This window comes from Glaciimonas sp. OK215, assembly GCF_057787885.1.
This window is the reverse complement of sequence record NZ_CM173544.1, coordinates 6,119,134-6,140,866: the sequence shown is the minus strand read 5'-3', so window position 1 is coordinate 6,140,866 and position 21,733 is coordinate 6,119,134. Positions and strand designations below refer to the sequence as shown.

Sequence of the window (21,733 nt, the reverse complement as noted above, 5' to 3'; positions counted from 1 at the left end):
GCGCGCGCAGATATCCTCTTGACATCCTCCTCTCCCTGACGGAAGAGGATTCCTACGGCGCTCAGGCAAAATCTGCTTGAGTCGCTTCGGTGGGTTCCTGCTTCGCAGAACGGCCTGACTGCGCCGGTTCTCCACAGACTAACAAGCGGTATCCCCGCTCTAAAACGTTGATCGCGCCGACAACATCGGCGTGATTTTCATAGCCGCACTCGACACACAGGAATTTCGCCTGAGTCTGCCGATTGTCTTTCGATACATGGCCGCAGCACGGGCACGTCTGACTGGTATTGTGCGGCGGCACGGCCAGCAGCATGCCGCCGTTCCACGACACCTTGTAATCGAGCTGCCGCCTGAACTCACCCCATCCTTGGTCGAGAATGGCGCGGTTCAGGCCGGACTTCTGGCGCACCATCTTGCCGGGCTGTTCGCTATTGCCCCTGGATGACCTGGACATGTTCCGTACCTGCAAATCCTCAATGCATACGAGCGCGTGGTTTTGGCTGATCGTTGCTGTGGCTTTGTGCAGGAAGTCTTTGCGGGCGTTGGCGATACGGCTGTGAATCTGCTGGACTTTGGCTTTCGCCTTCTTCCAGTTGCTGCTGAACTTGACCTTGCGGCGCATGCGGCGCTGGTAACGAGCCAGGCGTTGCTGATGTTTCTTGAGGCTGTTGAGTGGCGCGATGAGGCTCGCGTCGCTCATTGTGGCAAATCGGGCAATGCCGACATCGATGCCGATAGCAGTAGTCGCCGTGGGCAGAGCTCGCTCGACTTCACGTTGCGTCTGAATCGACACGAACCACTTGCCGCCCGACCGGCTCACGGTGACGTTGCGCAGTTCGCCGAGAACATCCCGGCTGTTGCGGTAACGCAGCCAGCCCAACTTGGGAAGAAAGAGGCGATTGTTGGCCTGATCGAGCTTGATCTGTTTCGGATCGGGATAGCGGAAAGCATCGCCGCTGCCCTTGCGCTTGAAGCGCGGGAAGTCAGCACGCTTGGCGAAGAAATTCTTGTAGGCCTTCTCCAAGTCCTTCAAGGCATGTTGCAAAGGGTGACAGGGCGCGTCCTTAAGCCAAGGCGTGTCAAGGCCATTGCGCCAGTCGGTCAAGTGCTTCGCCATTGCCACGTAGCCAATGAACTTGTTACCCACCTCGTGGTTCTCTTTTTGCATCGCCAGTGCCTTGTTGAAGACGAACCGGCACGCCCCGGCGAAGCGGCGCATATTGCGCCCTTGCTCGCCATCTGGCATCAGTTCGTATTTGTAGGCTTGTAGGCGTTGCATGGAGCGATTATCGCTTTGCGTATGAGCAATGACAACGCTCTGCGCCACGGAAGGTAAGTGTTTTGCCTATACGTGTGCATTTGGTCTTTGTGACGAAATACCGCCGCGAAGTCTTCACAAAAGAGATTCTTGACGACCTGCGCCAAATATTTCTCAGCGTCTGCGCGGACTTTGAAGCGGAATTGGTGGAGTTCGATGGTGAACATGACCATGTGCACCTGCTGGTGAACTACCTGCCAAAGGTTTCCGCTTCCAAATGCGGCCGCACGCAAACACTGGCAACGCTTTGCGCAGCGTCTGGCCGGTGCGTTTGCACTGCGCCCGGAACTGCGTCAGCTGCCGGATGCCGGCACACCGGTTGGCGCAGCGCCAAACTGCAGACGCGTTGCGGCATAGGACCTTGCCAGGGCAGGGTGTACGGTGGCGCTACGGATTTTTTGTATGGATGGACCCAGGATTCGGTGCGACTGCCGTTGTCGCCGGCGCGCATAAGCACGCTCGCTGCGCTGGATACCCTGGTTGCGCAAGAGTGATGACAAGCGCTCGTTGCAGCTACTTTTCCCGTTGCGCCAGCATGCTGCGGTACTCGCTCGGCGTCACCCCTGCGGTCGCCTTGAACTGGCGGGTAAATGCACTGTGATCCTGATAGCCGCAGGCCGCCGCAATATCGGTAATGTTATGACTGCCGGCGAGCATCCTGGCGGCGCAGTCCAGCCGGATTTTGATCATCATCTGACGCGGCGTCAGATAAAAGATCCTGTGAAAATAGCGCTCCACCTGGGAGATGGACAAATCGGCGATGCGCGCCAGATCGGCGATCTGAAACGACTGGCTGTAGTTGCTTTGCATGAAGCCGACCGCGGCGGCGACACGGCGATAGACCGGATGGTTCTTGTCGGGCATTTGCAAATCGCGTGAAATGCCGGCGAGACCGACAATCCTGTTGTGCTTGTCGCGCAACGGCAATTTATGCGTCAGGCACCAGCCGGCATCCCGGTTTGGATACAGGTGCAATTCAAGTTGTTCGTGGATCTCGATGCCGCTTGCCAGCACGGTTTTATCCTGCGCCAGATACGGCATGCCAAACGACGCGGAAAATACTTCCCCCGCATTCCGCCCCAGCAACTGTGATTTGTCGCGCAAGCCGCAGCGGCTGACCAGCGTGCGATTGACCAGCACATAACGGCCTTGTTCATCCTTCACAAAAAACACCACGTCCGGCAGGGCATCAAACAGCGGTTCGCAGAAAAATACATTGTCGATCAACGCCGCCAGCAGCTGGCGGTCGCGATCCACCTCGGCACCGCCGGCCGCTTCTGTAATGGAGTCTGGGGCATTGGTTGTCATTGATGTTGTACCGTGCCGGGCCTATGGGATGCAAGTGAGTATGCCGATATTGCGCGCTGATTCGTCCGCCCATTTTAGGTGTATGCAGCGCAGCATTTAAATATATTGTAAATATATTTAAAGCATATTAATATCAATTCCTGCGAGTTGCAGACCTCAATTCGCGTACCTCAATTAAAGGAACAAGGCGATGACTACAGCGATATCCTCAGTTAAATGGCAAGGCGTGTTTCCGGCAGTAACCACCAAATTCAAAAACAACGAAGATCTGGACCATGCGGAGATGGAACGCCATTTCGCCTTCCAGATCGAGAGCGGCGTACACGGTCTGGTGACCGTCGGTTCGCTGGGCGAAGCCAGCACGCTGTCCTTCGACGAAAAACTGGAAGTGACCAAAACCGCACTGGCAGTGGCAAACGGACGGGTCCCGGTCCTGGCCAACGTCTCCGAAACGCGCACGCTCAACGCCTGCCGATTCGCGGAAAAAGCCGCTGAGCTGGGGGTTCAGGGCTTGATGGTAATGCCATCGGTTTTGTATGCTGCGGATGCCCGCGAAGCCAAGGACAATTTGCGCACCATCGCCAACGCGGCGCAGTTGCCTGTCATGGTCTACAACAATCCGGTCGCCTACAAGGTGGATCTGACACCGGATGACTTCAAGGATCTGGCCGATTGCGAATGGCTGGTGGCGATCAAGGAGTCGACCGACAATATTCGCCGCATTACCGATTTGCGCAACACGGTCGGCACCCGTTATCAACTGTTCATGGGCGTCGATGATTTATCATACGAAGGTCTGGCGCTCGGCGCCGATGGCTTGCTGGCCGGGCTGGTGGTGGCGTTTCCAAAAGAAACCGTCACGCTGTACAACCTGATGAAAGCCAAGCGCTGGGACGAGGCACTCAAACTATATCAATGGTTTATGCCGCTGCTGCACCTGGATGTCTCGAACAAACTGGTCCAGAACCTGAAATTGGTTGAAGCAATGGCCGGCGTCGGCAATGAGTTCGTACGTCGTCCACGGCAGCCGTTGGTCGGCGCGGAACGTGAACGCGTTGCGCACATCGTACAGAAGGCACTCGATACCCGCCCCGATTTAAGCCTGTTGCAGTAAGCAACACGTTGGTGGATTATTGACGTCGCATTTATCGGCAGCGGGATCAGCGCATGGCGGATCGGATGTTGCGAACAGTTTTTCGGTAGCTTGATTTTTCAATTCAACAGAGGAGAGAAACATGCAGTTCATAAAAAAAACAGTCCCCCTTGCAGGGTTGGTTTTATTGTCTCTGGCGAGTCTTGCATCTGCTCAGGAGCAGCTTGTCAAAATCGGGCACAGCGGCCCGCTTTCAGGCGCCCAGGCATTCTCAGGCAAGGACAATGAGAATGGCGCGCGGCTGGCCGTTGAAGAATTGAACGCAAAACCGATTACCGTCGGCGGTAAAAAACTCAAGTTCGAACTGATCTCCGAAGATGACCAGGCCGACCCGCGTGCCGGTGTCAATGTGGCGCAAAAGCTGATCGATGCCGGCGTCAAATTTGTGGTTGGCCCGTATAACTCCGGCGTTGCGATTCCGGCGTCGCGTGCTTATAACGAAGCCAATGTGGTCATGGCCACGGTCGGTACCAATCCGAAAGTGACGCTAGGCGGCTATAAGAATGTGTTCCGGATTGTTGCCAGCGATTCGCAGATCGGCTCCAAGATGGCGATTTACGGCGCCAAGGAACTCAAGCTGAAAAAAGTCGGCGTGATTGATGACCGTACGGCCTATGGCCAGGGCATCGCCGACGAATTCTTCAAGCAGGCCAGACTGTCCGGGATCGAGATCGTCTCACGCGAATACACCACGGATAAGGCAACCGATTTTGCGACCATCCTGACGAGCCTGAAAGCCAGGAATATCGACGGCATTTTCTTCGGCGGCTATGCGCCACAGGGCGCGCCGATGGCGCGTCAGATGAAACAGCTCGGTGTCAACGCCAAGCTGCTCGGCGGCGATACGCTCTGCAGTCCGGAAATGGGCCACCTGGGCGGCGATGCAGTGGGTGAAAATGTTTTGTGCGCACAGGGTGGCACGATTCTCGACAAGCTCGCCAATGGTCCGACATTCAAGGCGACCTACAAAAAGCGCTTTAACCAGGACCCTGACGTGTATGCCGCAGCGTTTCACGATGCGGTGCTGATGATGGCTGACGCCATGCAGAAAACCGGCGGAACGGACCCGACAAAAGTCGCTGAAGAGATGCACAAGATGACTTACAAAGCGCTCTCCGGGACCTATTCTTTTGATGAAAACGGCAACATGAAACAGGCTCCCGTCACCGTCTTCACTTTCAAGAACGGCCTCCCGGCGCCATTGGTCAGCTACTGATTGTTAGGCGAAGGGACTTACGCGAATTGGCGTGGCGCGGGTCGGCACCTGTGCTACGCCAATTTTTCATGCAGCGGCAACAATAGAGCCCGAGCGTCACTACAAGGTAAGATGACGGCCAAAATCCCCCTCATAACACTATCGTACGTGGAGTAAGAAAATCTCATGACGCAAACCGAATTACGCGGCAAACCACTGCTGCAAAAATTGCGTGCAGCCGACGTTGCCTACGACGCGCTCGAGAGCATGATTGTGACGCTGCAGTTAAAACCCGGCGCACCGATTGTTGAAGCCGACCTGATCGCGGCCACCGGCATGGGCCGCACACCGTTGCGCGAAGCGCTGGTGCGGATGTCATCGAATGGCTTGATCATGCAGTTGCCACGGCGCGGCTTGTTCGTCAGCGACATCGAAGCCGCCGGACATCTGACGCTGATTGAAACCCGCCGCGTACTGGAGCGGCTGATTGCCGCCAGTTCAGCACGGCGCGCATCGCCGCAGCAACGCAAGGATATGCAGGCGTGTGCGCAAAAAATGGCGGCGGCGGCGAAGAAGGGCGATTTACAAGCTTACATGCTGGCCGATCAGGCCCTCGACCATGTCAACCACGAAGCCTGCCGCAATCCTTCGGCCGTCGCCGCCGTCATTCCATTGATCATCAAATGCCGCCGCTTCTGGTATGCGTTCCAGCACGAAGGCGATATTCTGGAAGCGGCCAAATGCCACCTGATGTTTGCGCAGGCAATCACCGAAGGCGACGCCGATGCAGCAGTGCTGGGTGCGGATGCGCTGATGGATTATCTGGAGCTGTTTGCGCGCAAGGTCATTGACGGTTAGGCGCTGTTGCCGAGAATTACAGCAATCCAAGTACAGCCGCCTTGATCGCTGCGGCGGTTTTATTCGTTGCGTTCAGTTTTTTCAACACATTGTTGACATGAAAATTCACTGTACGCTCCGAAATACGCATGATCTCGCTGACTTCGCTGGATGTCCTGCCATCGGCGGTCCAGCGCATCACTTCGGTTTCGCGCAGTGTCAAAGCAACCTCGGCCTCGGGCAAATACATCGGCACCAACAAGCGCGACAATCCTTCGTGTGCGACCTGTACCAGCCAGGCCATTTTCAACTGAATATGCAGCAGTTCCTGGGCGGACAGCGGATCATTCGAGCGGGCCAGACTGAGCAAGCCGCCGATGCCCCGGGCGTCGTAGCAGGATTGTGCCAGGCCGACATGCAGGCCGTGCCCGCGCGCATCCTCCCAGAATGGCCGGCACGCCGTGAACACGTCTTCGGACCAGACCAGCAGCATGGTTGAACGCATGCCGTGCGCCACGGTCGGATCTACGCCAAGATAATTTTCATTCGCATAACGCCGTTGCCAACTTGGTGAATAGTTGTTCAGCATGATCAGCTTGGGCTTCGAAACCGGCAAAGGCATGCGCATGCCGTAGGCGCAATAATCAAACCCAAGCTGATGGGCTGCCTGTGTCAATACCGCAAAAAAACCGGCGCCCGTCTTGGCGCTCAGTAAGGATTGAATCTGCTCTTCTTGCCAACCGCCCATGTGTACCCCGGAAAACCTGTCAATGTTGACAATATCAAGCAAGCGCGAACTGAAGTACCATGTTCCTTACCCCGCCGCTGCCACCTATTCAACTACGCCCACTCAAGACATGAGTCGACCCATACTCTCATCCTCTCAAGCAGATGCGCCGGCAACTGAAAAGCTGCTGCGAGTATCGAACGACGGCTATATACGGTTATCGTTCTCTGAAATGCGGAATGTCGACTTGCACCATTTGATCACCGGTCTGGATGAAGATACGCCTGCGACCAGTTCGGAAGGCGCGCTACTGACGACCATCAGCGGTTACACCGAATGGGTCAGCAGCACTGTCCCGGGCATTACCATCGGCTGGGACTGGCAGCTGGACACCGCACTCAACCGGATCCGCTTACACCGCATCAACCCACCCCGCAGCAATCTGATGCTGCAAGATATTCATCAAACCGATCTGGGCCCGGCAAAAACCAGTGCAATGCTTGAAGTATTCATAGACAAGCTGAACTGGCAAGCGCACGCCCGCGATCACATCAGCATGGTCTGCGCCCGGTAAAACCACAGCACCGGACATTTCGGTACTGTCAACTCTGACAGTTACCTGCCCCACCTCAATCAGACAAAATTTGCCTGCGGGAATTTAACATGATTTGACATGTTTTAGGGGCGGGGTAATGAACGTTATTTCTGGCGTGACAGGGGGGTTCTCAGGGGACCTATTCGATAAGGTTTCGAGCTATCGGCACAAAGTGTTCGTCGAAACACTTGGGTGGGAACTCAAAACCCAAAACGGTATAGAACGTGATCAGTTTGATCGCGCCGATACCGTGTATCTCGTAGCGCAAGACGATCAGGGAAATGTGAATGGCTGCGCACGTCTGCTGCCCACCGATCGGCCTTATCTGCTAGGCGAGGTGTTTCCACAATTGCTGAATGGTTTAGCGCCCCCGTGCACGGCCGACGTGTGGGAACTATCGCGCTTTTCTGCGCTGGATTTCAATGCCCAGACCACCTCTGCATTGGGGCAGTTTTCCTCGTCGATTGCCATCAAATTACTCCAGGACTCAATTGCCTGCGCTGCCGCACATGGTGCGAAGCGACTCATTACCGTATCCCCGATCGGGGTGGAGCGGCTGTTACGAAGGGCCGGCTTTGATGCCCATAGAGCAGGGCCGCCGATGATCATCGACGGTCACCCTATTTTTGCGTGTTGGATTGAAATTTAACGACACGAATCCTGAATGTTGCTGGCGAGGTGACATAGTGAAGACGTCTGCAGCACTTACAACGGACGTCTCCTTTGGCCCCCTTCCTGGGGGCCTTTTTTTCACAATCGCCAATGGCCATCGGGGCCGGCAATACGTCCCCCTGCAACAGGGCGACTTATATGATTTTAATTGCAACGATGTCGGTATTGCCTTACTGAGCGAGCGTCAGCATGAGAGCCCTATTCAATCTATATCGTTTCTATCGCAAAAGCGGTTACCGGGTGATCCCGGCGCTGAAGCGCGCAGCCCGGGTCTGGAACAGTGGCTTCTGACGCGCAATACGGCAATCAGTCTGCCGCGCCCGGCTATGTGCTGCCCGGGGCGGCCATGCACGGCATTCCAACAAAATGACGTCGGCGCTCAGTTGACCGTCTCCCGCTTTTCCACGAAACGCCGCACATAATCGTCAGCAGGATTCTTCAGGATATCGGTCGGCGTACCTTCCTGCACCAGTTTGCCGTCACGCAAAATGGCAATCCGGTTACCGAGGCGCAATGCTTCATCCAGGTCATGGGTGATAAACACGATCGTCTTCTGCAGCGTCGCCTGCAATGCCAGCAGCTGCTCTTGCATCTCGCTGCGAATCAGCGGATCAAGCGCGCTGAAAGCTTCATCCATCAGCACGATATCGGTATCCAGTGCCAGCGCCCGTGCCAGGCCGACCCGCTGGCGCATGCCGCCGGAGAGTTCATCCGGGTAGTTATTCTCGTAACCGGCCAGTCCAACCCGATCTATCCAGTCACGTGCGACGACCTGACTGGCGGCGCGGTCATCGCCGCGCACCAGCAAGCCATAGGCGGTGTTCTCCAGCACGCTCTGGTGTGGCAACAGACCAAAACTCTGGAACACCATGCTGATGCGGCGGCGCCGCAGATTGCGCAAGCCGGCCGCATCCAGCGTCAGAATATTCTGGCCGTCGATTAATATTTCACCAGCCGTGGGATCGATAAGGCGGTTGAAATGCCGCACCAGGGTGGATTTTCCGGAACCGGACAAACCCATGATGACAAAGATCTGGCCGGCAGCGATTTGCAGGCTCACATGATCCAGACCGACATTGCAATTGTTCTGTTGCAGGATTTCCGTCTTGGTTTTGCCGTTGCGCAACTGCATTAGCGCCGCCTGCTCTTGCGGACCGAAGATTTTGACTATCTGGCGCGCTTCGATTTTTATCATTTGAGGGTCTGCTCTTTTGTCTGGGGCTGCTTCAGAGCGCTGCGCTGGCGTCGCGTCAAACCGTAGGCCTGGCTGATCCGGTCAATCACGATGGCGAGAATGACGATGGCGATACCTGCTTGCAGGCCGGTGCCGGTATCCAGCGTCTGGATGCCTTGCAGCACGTCTTCGCCGAGCCCGCGCGCACCGATCATCGAGGCGATGACCACCATCCCAAGCGCCATCATGATGGCCTGATTAATCCCCGCCATAATGCTCGGACGCGCCAGCGGCAATTGCACGCCTGTCAGCAATTGCCACTTGCTGGTCCCGAACGACCAGGCGGCTTCGGTCAGGTCGGGATCGACCTGCCGGATACCGAGATCGGTCAGGCGAATCAGCGGCGGCAACGCATACACCACGGTCGCGAAAATCGCCGGTACTTTGCCCAGGCCGAACAACATCAGGACCGGGATCAGATACACGAAGGTCGGCAGGGTCTGCATCACGTCCAGCACCGGCAGCAGCAGCTTGCGCAGCCAGGCGCTGCGCGACATCCAGATACCAAGCGGGATGCCCAGCAGCAGCGTGAGCGCGGTCGAGACCAGCATCAGCGCCAGCGTTTGCATCAGTTTGTCCCACAGACCGAATGAGCCGATCAGGTACAGCAAGGCGACCAGCAGCAAACTGATGAGCAGACGCCGGGTTGCGTGCCATGCCAGCAAACCCACCACCAGCAGCACGCCCCAGCTCGGCGCTGCGCGCAACGCCGTTTCCAGCGGCACCAGCACCCAGGTCAGTACCGCGTCGCTGATCGCATGCAAGCCATCGCCATAGTGGGCGACCAGCCACTCGACGCCGCGGTTAATGGTCTGCTTTAGCGATAGCGAAAGGAACATGTCACTTCAAACCGGCACTGATCTTGGCCGCGACATCGGCAGGAACCCATTTTTTCCAGACTTCCGGATGCTGTTTGAGGAAGATTTGCGCCACCTGCTGCGCCGCAAGTTTCTGGTCGGCCATGTCGGCCAGCGATTTGTTGAGCAGATCGAGCGGAATGTTGAACCTGGACAGGAACGCGCTCAGCACCGGGTCGGCATCCTTGAAAGCCTTGGAAACGCCGGCTTGTATCACGGCCTCCGGCGCCGCCGAACCGCAGGGATCGGGATGATCCTTATTTGCCAGCGTCTTGAAGCAGGCGTCGTTAAAAGCCGGCTCTTGCAACTTCACGAATTTGAATTTCCCCATCAGCGCAGTCGGTGCCCAGTAATAGAACAGCAGCGGCTTGCCGCGCTGATAGTCGGAAGTAATCGCGGCATCCAGCGCCGGTCCGGTACCGGGACGGAAATTCACGTAGCTGTCGGTCAGCTTGTAGGCCTTCAATTTCTGACTGTTGACGCCTTCGCAAGTCCAGCCGGTCGGGCAATTCAGGAAGCGGCCTTTGGACGGTTCTTCCATGTCCTTGAACAAGGTTTTGTACTTCGGCAGATCGGCGACCGATTTGAGTGCCGGCGCCATCGGCTTGATGCCGCGACCGGCATCGCCCTTGATCACGTACTCCGGCACATACCAGCCTTCGCTGGCACCCACGATCACGTTCCCGAGCGGGATGACTTTGCCGGCCTTGGCAGCCTCGTTCCAGGCGTCGCTGCGGCCTACCCATTCCTCGGCCAGCACCTGTATGTCGTTCTTCGACAGCGCCAGTTCCATCGCTACCGTATTGCCGGGAATGCTATCGGTCTTGCAACCGTAGCCCTTTTCCATGACCGTGCGCATCACCTCGGTCAGGACTGAGCCGCTTTCCCAATTGAGTCCGGCAAACTTGACGGTCTTGCCGCTGGCGCACCAGGGCGATTCCGCCGCCGGCGCGGCCTGGCTGGCAAGCAGGCAGCCACTCATCAATACTGCAGCAGCCACAAGGCGCTGGATACGCTGAATTTGGTCGGTTTTCATCATTGCCTCTGCCGTTATGATTGAAATGACTATGCTACCCGCGGATAGCCTAGCGCCAAAGCTTGTTGCTCCATCGTCACAATAATTTGATAGTCTTGCCACGTGCTGCGTGCCAATCCTGTTATATGCAGCGGTCCGGCTATCTGCGCGTCATTGCAGATCGTCTCCAGCACCTCAACCAACAATCCCGACTGTGCCTGATCCAACTGCAGCGACGCGATCAGCGGAAGGCCGGGCGCAGCAACACTAGTCTGCAATACGCGTAGACCGGCAACTTTCCCGGGAAAATATTCGCTGGCATAGGCGAACGTCACACAGTCGATCGCCGCCAGATCCGCCGCACCGCTTTGCAACATCGCCAGGCTCGCCAGATGCGATCCCGATAAGCGCACCTTATCAAAAAAACAGCCAGCGCGTGCAAACGGCGCCACGGCATGCCGCAATGCATTCATGCCGCTATGGGAATTTAACTGGTTGATGACGCCGACACAACCGCTGAAATCCGCCAATGTGAGCGCTTGCCCTCGCTGCTGTGCTTGTTGTGACTCGGCCCGTACCACAATCACACTCCGATAGGCAGCTCCGCTACGACCCGGCAGGTCGTAGGTCGGCGTACCGAGTAAGCGCACCCGATCGCGCAAAGAGGTGGTCAACGGATAGCCGCAGGTTTGACTCAATAGCAGATCCGGACGCAGCCAGAAACTCTCCAGATCATCGATATCGCGGACCAGTTCGATCTCATCGGTCCAGCCGCGCGCATGCAGCGCTGCGATGACGCTGTGCAGGAATCGCACGTAATCTTCGGTCAATTTGGGGCCGATGTTATACATCGGCAGTGCCGCTTTCCAATGCTTCATTTTCACTGATCCTTTTAGGACTTACGCAAAATTGTTCCAGCAACGAGTTTGGCAAAACCTGCCGACGCAGACAGTGCGAAGTACGGCTAGGAAGCGTAACGCTGCTGGGGCGGTTTTGCGTAAGTCCGCTATATCGCGTAACGGACGGTGGTGAGAGGATGCAACGGATCGTCGATTGGCGTGAACCCATAGTCGCGCATCAGCTCACTATAACCGTGCACGTGGAAATCGCCGCAACGCGCTAAATAGTCGGCACGATCAGCGCGATACACGCGCGCAATCAGATACCACGGCAGACTCGGCAAATCGTGATGCACCAAGTGGTAATTGTTATTCAAAAAAAGGAGTCGCATCGGCCAACCCGCCTCATTGATGACAATCCGATGCTTGCAGTCGATGGCCGCCCGATGTTCGAAATATGAACGAACCATCGCTACCGACATGGCCGGATAGGCGATACACAAGAGGTAGTACCACCATACAATGTCGGCGTAATGCTGTATCCCGTACAGCATTCCGACCAGCAAGATAACGTGGGTCAACCACATTGGCAACTGACGAAATTCACCGCGCAGAGGTTGCCGCAGCGCAGTCCCCCAAGTATGTGTGATCGCCATCAACGGCCCGATCAACATGCGGCCCCAGAAGGTTTTGCGAAATCGATACAGCATGCGCGCGACGCGGCCGCTATCACACCAGACAGCGGCGTCGACATAATGGGTTTCGGGATCCAGTCCGGGCAAGGTAAGGTCGGTATCGTTGTGATGCCGCAAATGGCTTGCGCGATACAGCGTGTACGGATACCAGACCGCCAGCGGCGCATACGCCAGCAGTTTATTTAGCCAAAGATAGCGGGTCGGATGACCATGCATGATTTCGTGCTGCAGGGACATGAACCAGACGCAAAAGCCGACCAGCAACAGCGTGCTCGGCAGCAAGGTCAAATGCGCCCGGAACCGCAAGGTGGCAAACCATCCGCCATAAATCGCCAGCACCAGCAACCAGGTCGGCCACTCCGTGCGTACGGTCCGGCTGGTCAGATACTCTGCGATCCGCTGCCGTTGCCCATCGTTCAAATATTCCGCCATGCCGCTATTCGCCTTATCTCGTTCCAGCGCGCCCCTGAAGCAGGACCGCGTGCAACGATAGCATGGTGCTTATGCTGCAAATAACGAATAAAAAATAGCATCGTTATGCAATTTTCGAGCTTTCCGATCAGAGATGCGCTTTGGCAACGTGCGGCGACACTGACAGATGACCGGTGACACCCTTTCGGCGTAAGGTATCGAATGCCGAAGTGCCTGCCTAGATTTGTTCTGCAGGAAAGATCGCAAGCTGGCCGTACCCCAAAATTCAGGAAAACTTTTACATCAACCAATTTTTATATCCCATTTGACACCTGCTTCAAGGCGTCAACCAATTTGTCCAAATCATCGATCGAGGTATATACATGCGGTGTGACGCGCACACCGTCTTCACCGTCTATCGTGCGCGCCACGGTATAGATCCGATGCTGCTCAAACAGATAATCCACCACCTTCTGTGCCGCTATCCCTTCGACACGAAAGGCAGCAATTGCGCAGGCGCGCTCGGAATCGCCCGGCGTCAGTAATACGACGCGCGGCAGATGCCGCACCCGCCCGATCCAGTAGTCCTTCAAATAGCGCAGGCGCGTCTCCTTGTTGCGGCCTCCGATCCGATGGTGAAACGCGATCGCATCTTCGATTGCCAAGATCGCGGCTGGAGGCATGCTGCCAAAATGCGCGAGTTTTCGGATATCGTCCACTGGATAAGTGGTATCGCCGAACAACGGCGCAATGTCGGCGATACGCTCCTTGCGGATATAGAGCAAACCTGTGCCCAGCGGGGCACCAAGCCACTTGTGCAAATTGACTGCGGCAAAATCAGCATGGAGGTCAGGGAACTGCCATGCGATATGCGCAAACGAATGCGCTGCATCTACCAGTACGTCGACGCCACGGGCATGCGCCATCTGCGCAATCTTCGCCACCGGGAGAATCTGGCCCGTGGTGTGGATCAGGTGTGTGAGTAACAGAATCCGGGTACGGGATGTGATCGCTCCCTCATACAACGCTACGATTTCCTCATCGCTTTTCGGGTCAAGCGGTAACCGGACACGGGTTAGCCTGATGGCTCTGCGTCGCCGCAGCATGTCGAATGTCTCAATCACGCTCGGATAATCGTCTGCACCGAGAATGACTTCGTCCCCCGCTTGGAATGCATAGCCCTGAATCAGGATATTCATCGCCTCGGTCGTATTCCGGGTCAACACCAGCTCGCAGGGCGCCGCGCCCGTGAACTTGGACAACGCCGTCATCACTGCATGCAGCCGGGCCTGGAACTTCATGCGCAGGAAATAGGTGCCCTCAAGGTTGAGCAGCGCGTTGTAGCGCTGAAATGCGTCGAATACCGGCTTCGCCTGGATGCTGAAGTAGCCATTTTCGAGATTAATGAAATGTGGGTCGAGCACGTATTGCGCACGAATGCCGGCCCAAAAAACCGGGTCCGCAGGGTCAACAGGAGCGCGTTGTGTTGGCATCAGACTAACGGCTGATTAAAGCGAAAAATAATCAACGGTCAATCGCGGGACATAGTTTGAGATATCCGTATAGTACTGAATGATCTGGTCATGAAATTGGTCGAATGCATGTTTTAAGTCATGCATCTGATTGATGGCCAGGTGCGCATCGCGCGTAATAACAGCGTCTTTTTTACTGAGCGCCGTCGCGAGCAAGTCCGCATGTCCGACCTTGACGTCAATTTGCATATGACGCACCAAGCCGTCAAATACCTTGCCATCGATACCGGCTTTCTGTGCAATAGTTGCCCACGCAGCGCGCGCCCCAAATTCTTCCTGCGGCCGCGCTTCAATCAGATTCAAACAGCACAGATATCCAAGAGTCGATGTTCTTCCGATTTCACAAAGCATGTTCACCAGGGACAGGGTACCGATCACCGGGTGGGCATTTTCAATCTGCTCGCGTGGAATTCCCATTGCAGCGACAGAGTCCTCGATCAATCTGTGGTGTCGATACTCGTCGGCCAGATATTCGCTCAATAGTTCGGTCACGTGGAGTTCGTTGCAGTGGGCTATGGCGGTACTGATGTGCTTCGCCGCCATACGCACAAAATGATAGGTCTCTAGTAAGAAGCCGGCAATCAGGTCATGCTCCGCCTCCCCACGCTCCAGCAGTCCAAACAAACGGTGATATCCGATTTGTCGCCGCCACATCATTGTGCTCTGATCGATTTTTCGCAAAAAATCATGCGTGGAGATCGTTTCTGTCGACGCCTCGACTCGCAGCAGGCCAAGCGCATCAAACTGGGCGGCGATTTTCTCCACATTCTCAAGGGCCACACCCGAACGCTGTGAGATATCGGAAAGCGTATGTCTGCCATCAAGGTAACGTTTGAACTTCAAGAAGTTCTCTCGCGTTCCATTTTCCGCTGTCAGTTCGTAGTGTTCTTTCCCAACGATCATCGCCAGCGTTTCCTGGCTTGCCGTTGCAACCAGCGTGCAGTGTCTCAATCTCGGTTTATCAGTAATCTGCATGTGCGCTACCTATCCTCGCCTTATCTGGATATAGCCTGCCGTTCGCATATTGCCGGAGACGCCATGCGACCGAACCTGCTCTCTTCTTGTCCCTGCCTTCTACCAATATTGCTTTTGCAACAACGGGCACAGCAGCATTCACGGCATGGCAGATGCTGAGAAAAGTAGCAGAAAAACCGCAACTCGCAACCTATCAATATTCATAGGGTGACACTGCAAAAAATATATCGCAGGATTTAATCGCCTTGAACGTATTGAGGCTGCCGGTGTTGCTGGAAATCCTTCGGCATTTCCAGTACGCCTTGATTCATCCATTCTCACGGAGGACATATGCAAAAGGAACCATTAACGGTACTAGTGCCGCGCGGTACAAAGGTCAATGTCAAGGAAGTGGACTCGCTGAAACATGAAGATGCCCGAACAGGCGATGATCGAGATGTATTGATTGTGGGCGGTGCAAATTTGAAAATCGCGGTGAAGAAGGTCGCAGCAAGTAACGCGCCAACCGCGCAAGCCGCGTTCATCACAATGTGTGGCTAAAGCAGCCGGCCCCGCAGATCCCGTCTGCATAAAACAGGGGCGATAGCCCCATCAATCTTTACCTGGGAAGGAAGACAATGGATACGAAACAATTGGTTGCGGCGGTAGGAAAACAAACTGGCTTGTCCAGTCATGAAGCCGAAAAGGCGGTGAGCGCCGTACTGGAATCATTACGGAGTTCTCAACAAGCAACGATGATTTTTCGGAAAACCGAAGGCCGCGATGCGCCGGTCGACGCAAGGAAGCACATTTTTCTATGCGGTTAATGGGTAAATAAGCCCACTCGCGCGACCAATGCATCAATCGCGCGAGCTTTCACGATTGGATGGATCGGACCGATGGTTCATCTGAAAAACAACGCGCAACGAGAACTGACAAATGGCCATGACTCCTGAAAGTATTGATGAGACGCATCACGACGCTACACCAGATCATGCGGGCAATGCGAATTTCCACTTAGTCAATGCCCTGTTCAATTTCCCGCGCCTGCGCGAAAATCTTTGGACAATCCAGGTTGAATCCCCGCATTCTTTTGTCGAAACTCTTGAATGTGAGTACGAAGTGCCTACCAGCGACGCCCTTTCGTTTATGCAAATTCGCAGTCATTGCACCGGGTATAACTCACTCGCTGAAATTGAGAAGCGCAGCGGTGTGCCCTCGTCCGATGTGCTGTCAACAATACTTGCCTTGGCGGAGGCGGGAATTACGCTTCCAGGCAAGGCGCTATCTGAACAACGGATTGCGCCGTTAGAAGAGATCAGGGACAAGCTTCAGCGTATCAGCGCAATCTGGAGCCGCGAACTGAGCAGAGAATTTGTTGCAAATGAATTGCTCGACAATGACCTTCCAAAAACCGTTCTGGTTGGATGGTTGCTCGAGATGTACCACTACGTGCGGGACTTTCCAAAAGCCATTGACTGCGGCGCAATGCAAGCCGCTGGCGAGCTAAGGGATGTTTTGAATCGATATGTGAGCGAAGAAACCGGTCACGAAAGTTTCGTGCTGCAAACGCTCTTGAATCTCGGTCTTTCCGAAGTTGAGGTACTTGAAAGCCGACCGCTGGTGTCGACGCGGCTGATCGGCTTTCTGTTGCGCGAACTGTTTGAATTGGAACCTGCCTCGGTATTACTGGTGGCCGCAGTGGTCGAAGCACAGGACATGCCTGCTTCGGGACTAAATGACTTTCAATCCAGGATTGAGTCTCGCTATGGTTTGCCTGAGAAGGCGATGGCACCCTATTTTCAGCATCAAATGATTGACGCCGCGCTTGGCCACAGTCAGTTGCTGTCTGAAAATATCAAGCTGTTTCAGGTCACTGACGTGGCGATCCTGAATAAGATCGTGGATAAACTTCATGACCTTAAACATGCCTTCGAACTTCAAAGCAAAGAGATAAAGATGTACTACGGCGACTTGGCCGGAAAGTATTTCCCGCGCCAGGCCGTTACCTTTTCAGCGTTGTAATTCATCTGCGAGTTGCAAAATGACACAGACACTACTCTCGGCCGGGGACGGAATCTCAGCAACGCGGGCAGGATGGAGTTTTGGCGGTGAGACGCCCAACAAATTTGCGGCACATATTGCAAAATCCGTCCCACATTATGAGGCGGGCCATAAACTGGTTGAACAAATAAGCGACTACTTCGTTAAAAAAGATTCTGTCTCCTACGAAATCGGCTGTTCGACCGGCACCCTGGTGAATAGTCTGGCCCAACGACATCCGATCAGCAGCCGCTGGATCGGGCTGGATGTTGAAGACGACATGATTCGCTACGCGCGCGAAGAACACGCACGCAATAACGGCTGCGAAAATATTGAATACGTTGTGGGAGATGCCTGCGAGGTCGATTATCAGCCGTGCGATTTTATCGTCGCTTACTATACGGTCCAGTTCATTTCGCCGCGCCGGCGTCAAGATCTGATTGACAGAATATTCAAAGCGCTGAATTGGGGCGGCGCATTTTTGATGTTCGAAAAGGTGAGAGCGCCGGATGCACGTTTTCAGGATATCGCGAGTTCGCTCTATATTGATTTCAAATTAGAGAACGGGTATACGCCGAAGGAAATTCTGGAAAAAGCCAGCAGTATCAAGGGTGTCCTCGAACCGTTTTCTACAAACGGCAATCTCGATATGCTTCGTCGCGCAGGCTTTGTGGATGTCATGTCCATCTTCAAGTACATCTGCTTCGAAGGATTTCTCGCCATAAAATGACGGGCCCATATGCCGACACTCTCTTTGCAGGACTACCTTGATCATATTGGCATGAGCAGGGATTACCGTGCGGCGAATGTGCCTTGCGAAATTTGCGGCAATAGCATGTTCACTGTCATACGTGATTCCGTAGAAATTCAGCCGGACACGTATGTCGCACTGAATGTGGTGGCCTGCAATGACTGCGGCTTTCTATTCCAGAATCCAAGATTCAATGCTGCGTTTTACGATATTTATTACAACAGCCATTATCGGCGCGTCCTTTCCGGAACGAGTGCGCCAAGTCAATCATTTATTCAAGACCAGATTGTGCGGGGCGAATATTTGTTCAAAAGTTTGTCTCCATTTTTGCCGCGTCGTGGAAGGATGCTTGATGTGGGATGCTCCGCAGGCGGCATCATGGATGCCTTCTTAAGGAACGGGTGGGAAGGATTCGGCACGGATCCCGACATCGGTTACGTCCGGTATGGCATTGAAAATTTGAAGGCGCCTATTGTCGTGCAACGCGCCGAAGATATGGCGCTTGAACCGCAAAGCTATGATCTGATTGTCATTACAGGTTCAATTGAACACGTATTTGATCCCAACAAGGTCATGTCGATTTGCCGACAGGCAGCAGCACCGGATGCTCTGCTGCTGCTGGAGGGAAGAGGCTTGGCGCAGGCGCGTCAAGTCGGGCGCTGCAGCCACAATCACAGGCGCTACCTTACGGCGACATCAATCGCACTATTCATGCGCAAATACGGCTGGGATCCTGTCCTCATCACCGATCAGGAGCTGTGCGGTCCAAGCCGCCCACAAAGTGTTTTCGGTCTTGGACGCGCAGGCCTTCAACCCGGACCTGAAGAATTTCAGGCATTCATCACCGCAGAAAAAATCGCATCAATCGACAAGATTCATGATGACTTCAAGCTGTGGTCGATTGCGTAATAGTCGCGACCTGATTTGACGTTGCCGACTGTCGGGTCAAATTCAGTTGTTCGGTGCGATGACCTTATCGTGCCATGGCTTCTTTCCATCAATCAAAGCTTGCCCACAACACACCTTGCCTTGATGCGTGCGGCCGTTGTTTTAATACGGCGGCCATTCATCCAAGCCATTTTGCAAATCTTGCGACGGAACGCGTGCCGGGGCCATCCCGATTACAATAAAGACCGTTTCAAAAGGCCCATCCGGATACACTATTCTCGCTTCAGGTCCGCGGTCAGTAAAACCAACAGGAGCACACCATGACTAGCATCCGCCACATCGTTCACGCGCAGGTACGCGACATCGGCTTTCCCGTCAGGCGCTTGTTGCCGGCCGCGGCGGTGCGAACAGTCGGCCCCTTTGTTTTTTTCGACCATATGGGGCCGGTCACTTTTTCTGAAGAAGGCACCGGCGGCGATGTGCGGCCGCATCCGCATATCGGACTGGCGACCGTGACCTATCTGTTTTCCGGCGCAATGGTGCATCGCGACAGCCTGGGCAGCGTGCAGCGCATCACGCCGGGCGATATCAACTGGATGACGTCGGGACGCGGCATCGCGCACTCGGAACGGGTGCCGGAAGACATTCGTCGGCAAGGTGTCACGGTGCAAGGCTTGCAAATGTGGGTAGCGCTGCCGCAACAGGACGAAGACGCGGACCCGGGATTCTGGCACTATCCGGCGGCCGATCTTCCGCTTGTTCGGCTGGATGGCGCAGAGTTGCATGTGCTGGTAGGACGAGCGTTTGGCCAGACGTCTCCGGTCAGAACCCACAGCGGCACGCTATATGTGGCAGGTCAGCTGACTGCCGGTGCGCGCCTGGCGCTGGCGCCAGACTATGCAGAACGCGCTGTGTATGTCGTCAGCGGCGCGCTGACCGTCGATGGCGAAACGGTAGAGCAGGGCACGCTGATTGTGCTTGAAGCGGGGAACACCGTCGAGCTGGCCGCAGAAAGCGACACATCCCTGATGCTGTTAGGCGGCGAGCCGCTCGATGGCCCGCGCTTCCTCTGGTGGAACTTCGTCGCCAGCACCAAAGAACGTATCGAAACGGCTAAAACCGCGTGGGCCAACCAGCAGCAGGATTTCTTCCCGAGCGTCCCGGGCGAAACCGAGTTCATTCCGTTGCCTGAGCGCTAAATTCGCCAAACCAAGATGCGGCCCCGGTGTTGAACATCACATCGAGATCGCTGGCAGCATTTCTTCGCAGATGTCGAGCCACGCGCGGGCCGCATGGGACAGATGCCCATCCTGCTGCCAGATATGGGCGACCTGCCACTGAATCTCCGGCGCAATCACGCGTATGGCAACCAGCGCGCCCGGATCGAGACGGCGGCATAAAGACTCGGGCAACAGCGCTACGCCAAGTCCGGCCGCGACCATCGCCAACAGAAAATCCCATTGGGCGCTCTGGGTCGAGATGGTCGGTTTCAAGCCAGCCTGGCGGAAGGCCGCGCGGATCGCAGCGGTGGTGGCAAAGTCGTCGTTGAAGAGTACCAGCGGGACATCGCCCAGAGCGAGTAGCGTAAAGCGCGGGCGTCCATCGTCCAGTCCTGACATATCTTTATTGAATGAAGCCGATAAGTATATGTCATGCGTGGCCGCAACATCTCGCCGTACACTCGTGAAATCATGTTTCCGGATCCATCCATGCCTGCTGCTTCACCTCCTGATCGCTCTCGATACAGCCTGACCGGCTGGCACCGGACGCTGTTGCAAATCATCGCCTTGAGCGGGGTGGTTGCTGGCGGAGATGATGCTGTTTTTCATACCGGCCGTGGTAGCGATTGTGAATTATCCGACCTTGCTGCGACAGTCGGGCTGGCGGATCGGCATCGTGATCGTGGTCAGTACGCTATTGGTCATGATCACCGTCGGCACTGTCGTCGATCTGGTATTTCGATAGGAACTGCGGCAGTCCGAGCGGCGTGCCGGCAAATGAAGATGCCGTCGCATATCGAGATGTGGGCCGCCGCCGGTCTGGCATTGACCATGTTTTCCTACCTCTGCGCGAAAGTCGCGCACCGCCGCTGGCGTAGAGCGTGGCTGACGCCGGTGATTGCAGCGGCAGCGCCGCTGATCGCCTTTCTGTTGCTGACAAAGATTCCGTACACCACCTATTTTGCCGACACCCGCTGGCTGCTGTGGCTGTCAGGGCCCGCCACCATCGCATTCGCGATACCGATCTACGATAACCGTGCGGTGGTGCGCGGGCACTGGGCTTCACTGCTGACGGGGACGATCACCAGTACCGTCGTTGCCGTTACCAGCTCCATCTGGCTGGCGCATGCGCTATCGCTGTCGACCATGCAGCAAAAGAGTCTGGCAGCGCGCTCGGTGACCACACCGATGGCCATCACCGCCTCGCAACGGATCGGCGGCGTGCCCGATCTGACGGTGCTGTTCGTGATGGCTACGGGCCTGATCGGCATCCTGCTCGGCGACCTCATCCTGGCCTCGCTACCGATTCGCAGTACGCTGGCACGCGGCATGTTGTGGGGCTCGGCGGCGCATACCTTTGGGTCGGCGCAGGCGCGCAGTGGCGGTGAACAGGAAGGCGTGGTAGCCAGTCTTGCCGTGGTGCTGTCCGGGGTCCTGACCGTGACGATTGCGCCGCTGGTGCCGGCGTTGCTGTACTGAGCTGTTCGAA

The 21,733-nt window shown here is 55.7% G+C and carries 23 protein-coding genes and 2 pseudogenes; 13 read left to right on the top strand and 12 right to left on the bottom strand.

From position 1 onward, the window contains the following. Positions 1–61: 61 nt before the first annotated feature. Positions 62–1,279, bottom strand: a complete 1,218-nt coding sequence (locus AC3CHX_RS28390) for an RNA-guided endonuclease InsQ/TnpB family protein (RefSeq protein WP_488631272.1) — start codon at positions 1,277–1,279, stop codon at positions 62–64. Positions 1,280–1,300: 21 nt separating this feature from the next. On the opposite strand from AC3CHX_RS28390, the pseudogene tnpA reads away from it, so the two are divergent. Next, positions 1,301–1,533 (top strand): annotated as a pseudogene (tnpA, locus tag AC3CHX_RS28385) (IS200/IS605 family transposase); the annotation flags it as partial. Positions 1,534–1,831: 298 nt separating this feature from the next. Here the strand turns inward: tnpA and AC3CHX_RS28380 are convergent. Then, a complete protein-coding gene (locus tag AC3CHX_RS28380; RefSeq protein WP_488631271.1) occupies positions 1,832–2,626 on the bottom strand; it encodes a PAS domain-containing protein in 795 nt (264 codons plus the stop codon). Between the two features lie 190 nt (positions 2,627–2,816). Here AC3CHX_RS28380 and AC3CHX_RS28375 point away from each other — a divergent pair, with 190 nt between their 5' ends. The 3 genes from AC3CHX_RS28375 to AC3CHX_RS28365 all read left to right on the top strand — a co-directional run bounded on the left by AC3CHX_RS28375 (position 2,817) and on the right by AC3CHX_RS28365 (position 5,832). Beyond that, positions 2,817–3,740 carry a dihydrodipicolinate synthase family protein gene (locus AC3CHX_RS28375; protein ID WP_488631270.1) on the top strand — a complete coding sequence of 308 codons (924 nt, stop codon included), beginning with the start codon at positions 2,817–2,819 and terminating at the stop codon, positions 3,738–3,740. Positions 3,741–3,861: 121 nt separating this feature from the next. After that, on the top strand, positions 3,862–4,995 hold the full coding sequence (locus tag AC3CHX_RS28370) for a branched-chain amino acid ABC transporter substrate-binding protein (RefSeq protein WP_488631269.1): 1,134 nt from the start codon (positions 3,862–3,864) through the stop codon (positions 4,993–4,995). A 165-nt stretch (positions 4,996–5,160) separates the two neighbouring features. Beyond that, complete coding sequence (locus AC3CHX_RS28365) at positions 5,161–5,832, top strand: GntR family transcriptional regulator (RefSeq protein ID WP_488631268.1); 672 nt, start codon at positions 5,161–5,163, stop codon at positions 5,830–5,832. 16 nt (positions 5,833–5,848) lie between these two features. Here AC3CHX_RS28365 and AC3CHX_RS28360 read toward each other — a convergent pair whose 3' ends face one another. Then, complete coding sequence (locus AC3CHX_RS28360; RefSeq protein ID WP_488631267.1) at positions 5,849–6,559, bottom strand: autoinducer binding domain-containing protein; 711 nt, start codon at positions 6,557–6,559, stop codon at positions 5,849–5,851. A gap of 22 nt (positions 6,560–6,581) precedes the next feature. Between AC3CHX_RS28360 and AC3CHX_RS28355 the strand changes: the two genes are divergently transcribed. Both AC3CHX_RS28355 and AC3CHX_RS28350 read left to right on the top strand, forming a co-directional pair. Next, positions 6,582–7,112: a DUF4902 domain-containing protein gene (locus tag AC3CHX_RS28355; RefSeq protein ID WP_488631266.1), complete on the top strand. Its 531-nt coding sequence runs from the start codon at positions 6,582–6,584 to the stop codon at positions 7,110–7,112. Positions 7,113–7,230: 118 nt separating this feature from the next. After that, entirely contained in the window at positions 7,231–7,782 is a 552-nt protein-coding gene (locus AC3CHX_RS28350) for an acyl-homoserine-lactone synthase (RefSeq protein ID WP_488631265.1), read from the top strand. Between the two features lie 402 nt (positions 7,783–8,184). Here AC3CHX_RS28350 and AC3CHX_RS28345 read toward each other — a convergent pair whose 3' ends face one another. The 7 genes from AC3CHX_RS28345 to AC3CHX_RS28315 all read right to left on the bottom strand — a co-directional run bounded on the left by AC3CHX_RS28345 (position 8,185) and on the right by AC3CHX_RS28315 (position 15,363). Next, positions 8,185–9,000, bottom strand: a complete 816-nt coding sequence (locus AC3CHX_RS28345; protein ID WP_488631264.1) for a quaternary amine ABC transporter ATP-binding protein — start codon at positions 8,998–9,000, stop codon at positions 8,185–8,187. Then, on the bottom strand, positions 8,997–9,878 hold the full coding sequence (locus AC3CHX_RS28340) for an ABC transporter permease (protein ID WP_488631263.1): 882 nt from the start codon (positions 9,876–9,878) through the stop codon (positions 8,997–8,999). The genes AC3CHX_RS28345 and AC3CHX_RS28340 overlap by 4 nt, the downstream gene beginning before the upstream one ends. 1 nt (position 9,879) lies before the next feature. After that, positions 9,880–10,935 (bottom strand): ABC transporter substrate-binding protein, encoded by a 1,056-nt coding sequence (locus AC3CHX_RS28335; protein WP_488631262.1) that lies wholly within the window; start codon positions 10,933–10,935, stop codon positions 9,880–9,882. Positions 10,936–10,961: 26 nt separating this feature from the next. Then, on the bottom strand, positions 10,962–11,789 hold the full coding sequence (locus AC3CHX_RS28330; protein ID WP_488631261.1) for a phosphate/phosphite/phosphonate ABC transporter substrate-binding protein: 828 nt from the start codon (positions 11,787–11,789) through the stop codon (positions 10,962–10,964). A 128-nt stretch (positions 11,790–11,917) separates the two neighbouring features. Beyond that, a complete protein-coding gene (locus tag AC3CHX_RS28325; RefSeq protein WP_488631260.1) occupies positions 11,918–12,877 on the bottom strand; it encodes a fatty acid desaturase in 960 nt (319 codons plus the stop codon). Between the two features lie 293 nt (positions 12,878–13,170). Next, positions 13,171–14,349, bottom strand: a complete 1,179-nt coding sequence (locus AC3CHX_RS28320; RefSeq protein ID WP_488631259.1) for an aminotransferase class V-fold PLP-dependent enzyme — start codon at positions 14,347–14,349, stop codon at positions 13,171–13,173. A gap of 15 nt (positions 14,350–14,364) precedes the next feature. Next, entirely contained in the window at positions 14,365–15,363 is a 999-nt protein-coding gene (locus AC3CHX_RS28315) for an iron-containing redox enzyme family protein (protein WP_488631258.1), read from the bottom strand. A 330-nt stretch (positions 15,364–15,693) separates the two neighbouring features. Between AC3CHX_RS28315 and AC3CHX_RS28310 the strand changes: the two genes are divergently transcribed. From AC3CHX_RS28310 to AC3CHX_RS28295, 4 genes are all read left to right on the top strand, one after another. Further along, a complete protein-coding gene (locus tag AC3CHX_RS28310; protein ID WP_488631257.1) occupies positions 15,694–15,903 on the top strand; it encodes a hypothetical protein in 210 nt (69 codons plus the stop codon). Between the two features lie 378 nt (positions 15,904–16,281). Further along, positions 16,282–17,367 carry an iron-containing redox enzyme family protein gene (locus tag AC3CHX_RS28305; protein WP_488631256.1) on the top strand — a complete coding sequence of 362 codons (1,086 nt, stop codon included), beginning with the start codon at positions 16,282–16,284 and terminating at the stop codon, positions 17,365–17,367. Positions 17,368–17,386: 19 nt separating this feature from the next. Next, positions 17,387–18,115 carry a methyltransferase domain-containing protein gene (locus AC3CHX_RS28300; protein ID WP_488631255.1) on the top strand — a complete coding sequence of 243 codons (729 nt, stop codon included), beginning with the start codon at positions 17,387–17,389 and terminating at the stop codon, positions 18,113–18,115. Positions 18,116–18,124: 9 nt separating this feature from the next. Next, positions 18,125–19,045, top strand: coding sequence for a class I SAM-dependent methyltransferase (locus AC3CHX_RS28295; protein ID WP_488631254.1), 921 nt, complete (start codon positions 18,125–18,127; stop codon positions 19,043–19,045). A 42-nt stretch (positions 19,046–19,087) separates the two neighbouring features. Here AC3CHX_RS28295 and AC3CHX_RS28290 read toward each other — a convergent pair. Beyond that, positions 19,088–19,222, bottom strand: a pseudogene (locus AC3CHX_RS28290) (IS481 family transposase); the annotation flags it as partial. A gap of 122 nt (positions 19,223–19,344) precedes the next feature. Here AC3CHX_RS28290 and AC3CHX_RS28285 point away from each other — a divergent pair. Further along, entirely contained in the window at positions 19,345–20,223 is an 879-nt protein-coding gene (locus AC3CHX_RS28285; RefSeq protein WP_488631253.1) for a pirin family protein, read from the top strand. 36 nt (positions 20,224–20,259) lie between these two features. On the opposite strand, the gene AC3CHX_RS28280 is transcribed toward AC3CHX_RS28285, so the two are convergent. Continuing rightward, positions 20,260–20,643 (bottom strand): LysR substrate-binding domain-containing protein, encoded by a 384-nt coding sequence (locus AC3CHX_RS28280; protein ID WP_488631252.1) that lies wholly within the window; start codon positions 20,641–20,643, stop codon positions 20,260–20,262. Positions 20,644–20,824: 181 nt separating this feature from the next. Here AC3CHX_RS28280 and AC3CHX_RS28275 point away from each other — a divergent pair, with 181 nt between their 5' ends. Then, positions 20,825–20,989 (top strand): CidA/LrgA family protein, encoded by a 165-nt coding sequence (locus tag AC3CHX_RS28275; RefSeq protein ID WP_488631251.1) that lies wholly within the window; start codon positions 20,825–20,827, stop codon positions 20,987–20,989. A 32-nt stretch (positions 20,990–21,021) separates the two neighbouring features. Further along, on the top strand, positions 21,022–21,723 hold the full coding sequence (locus tag AC3CHX_RS28270; RefSeq protein WP_488631250.1) for an LrgB family protein: 702 nt from the start codon (positions 21,022–21,024) through the stop codon (positions 21,721–21,723). Positions 21,724–21,733: the final 10 nt, after the last annotated feature.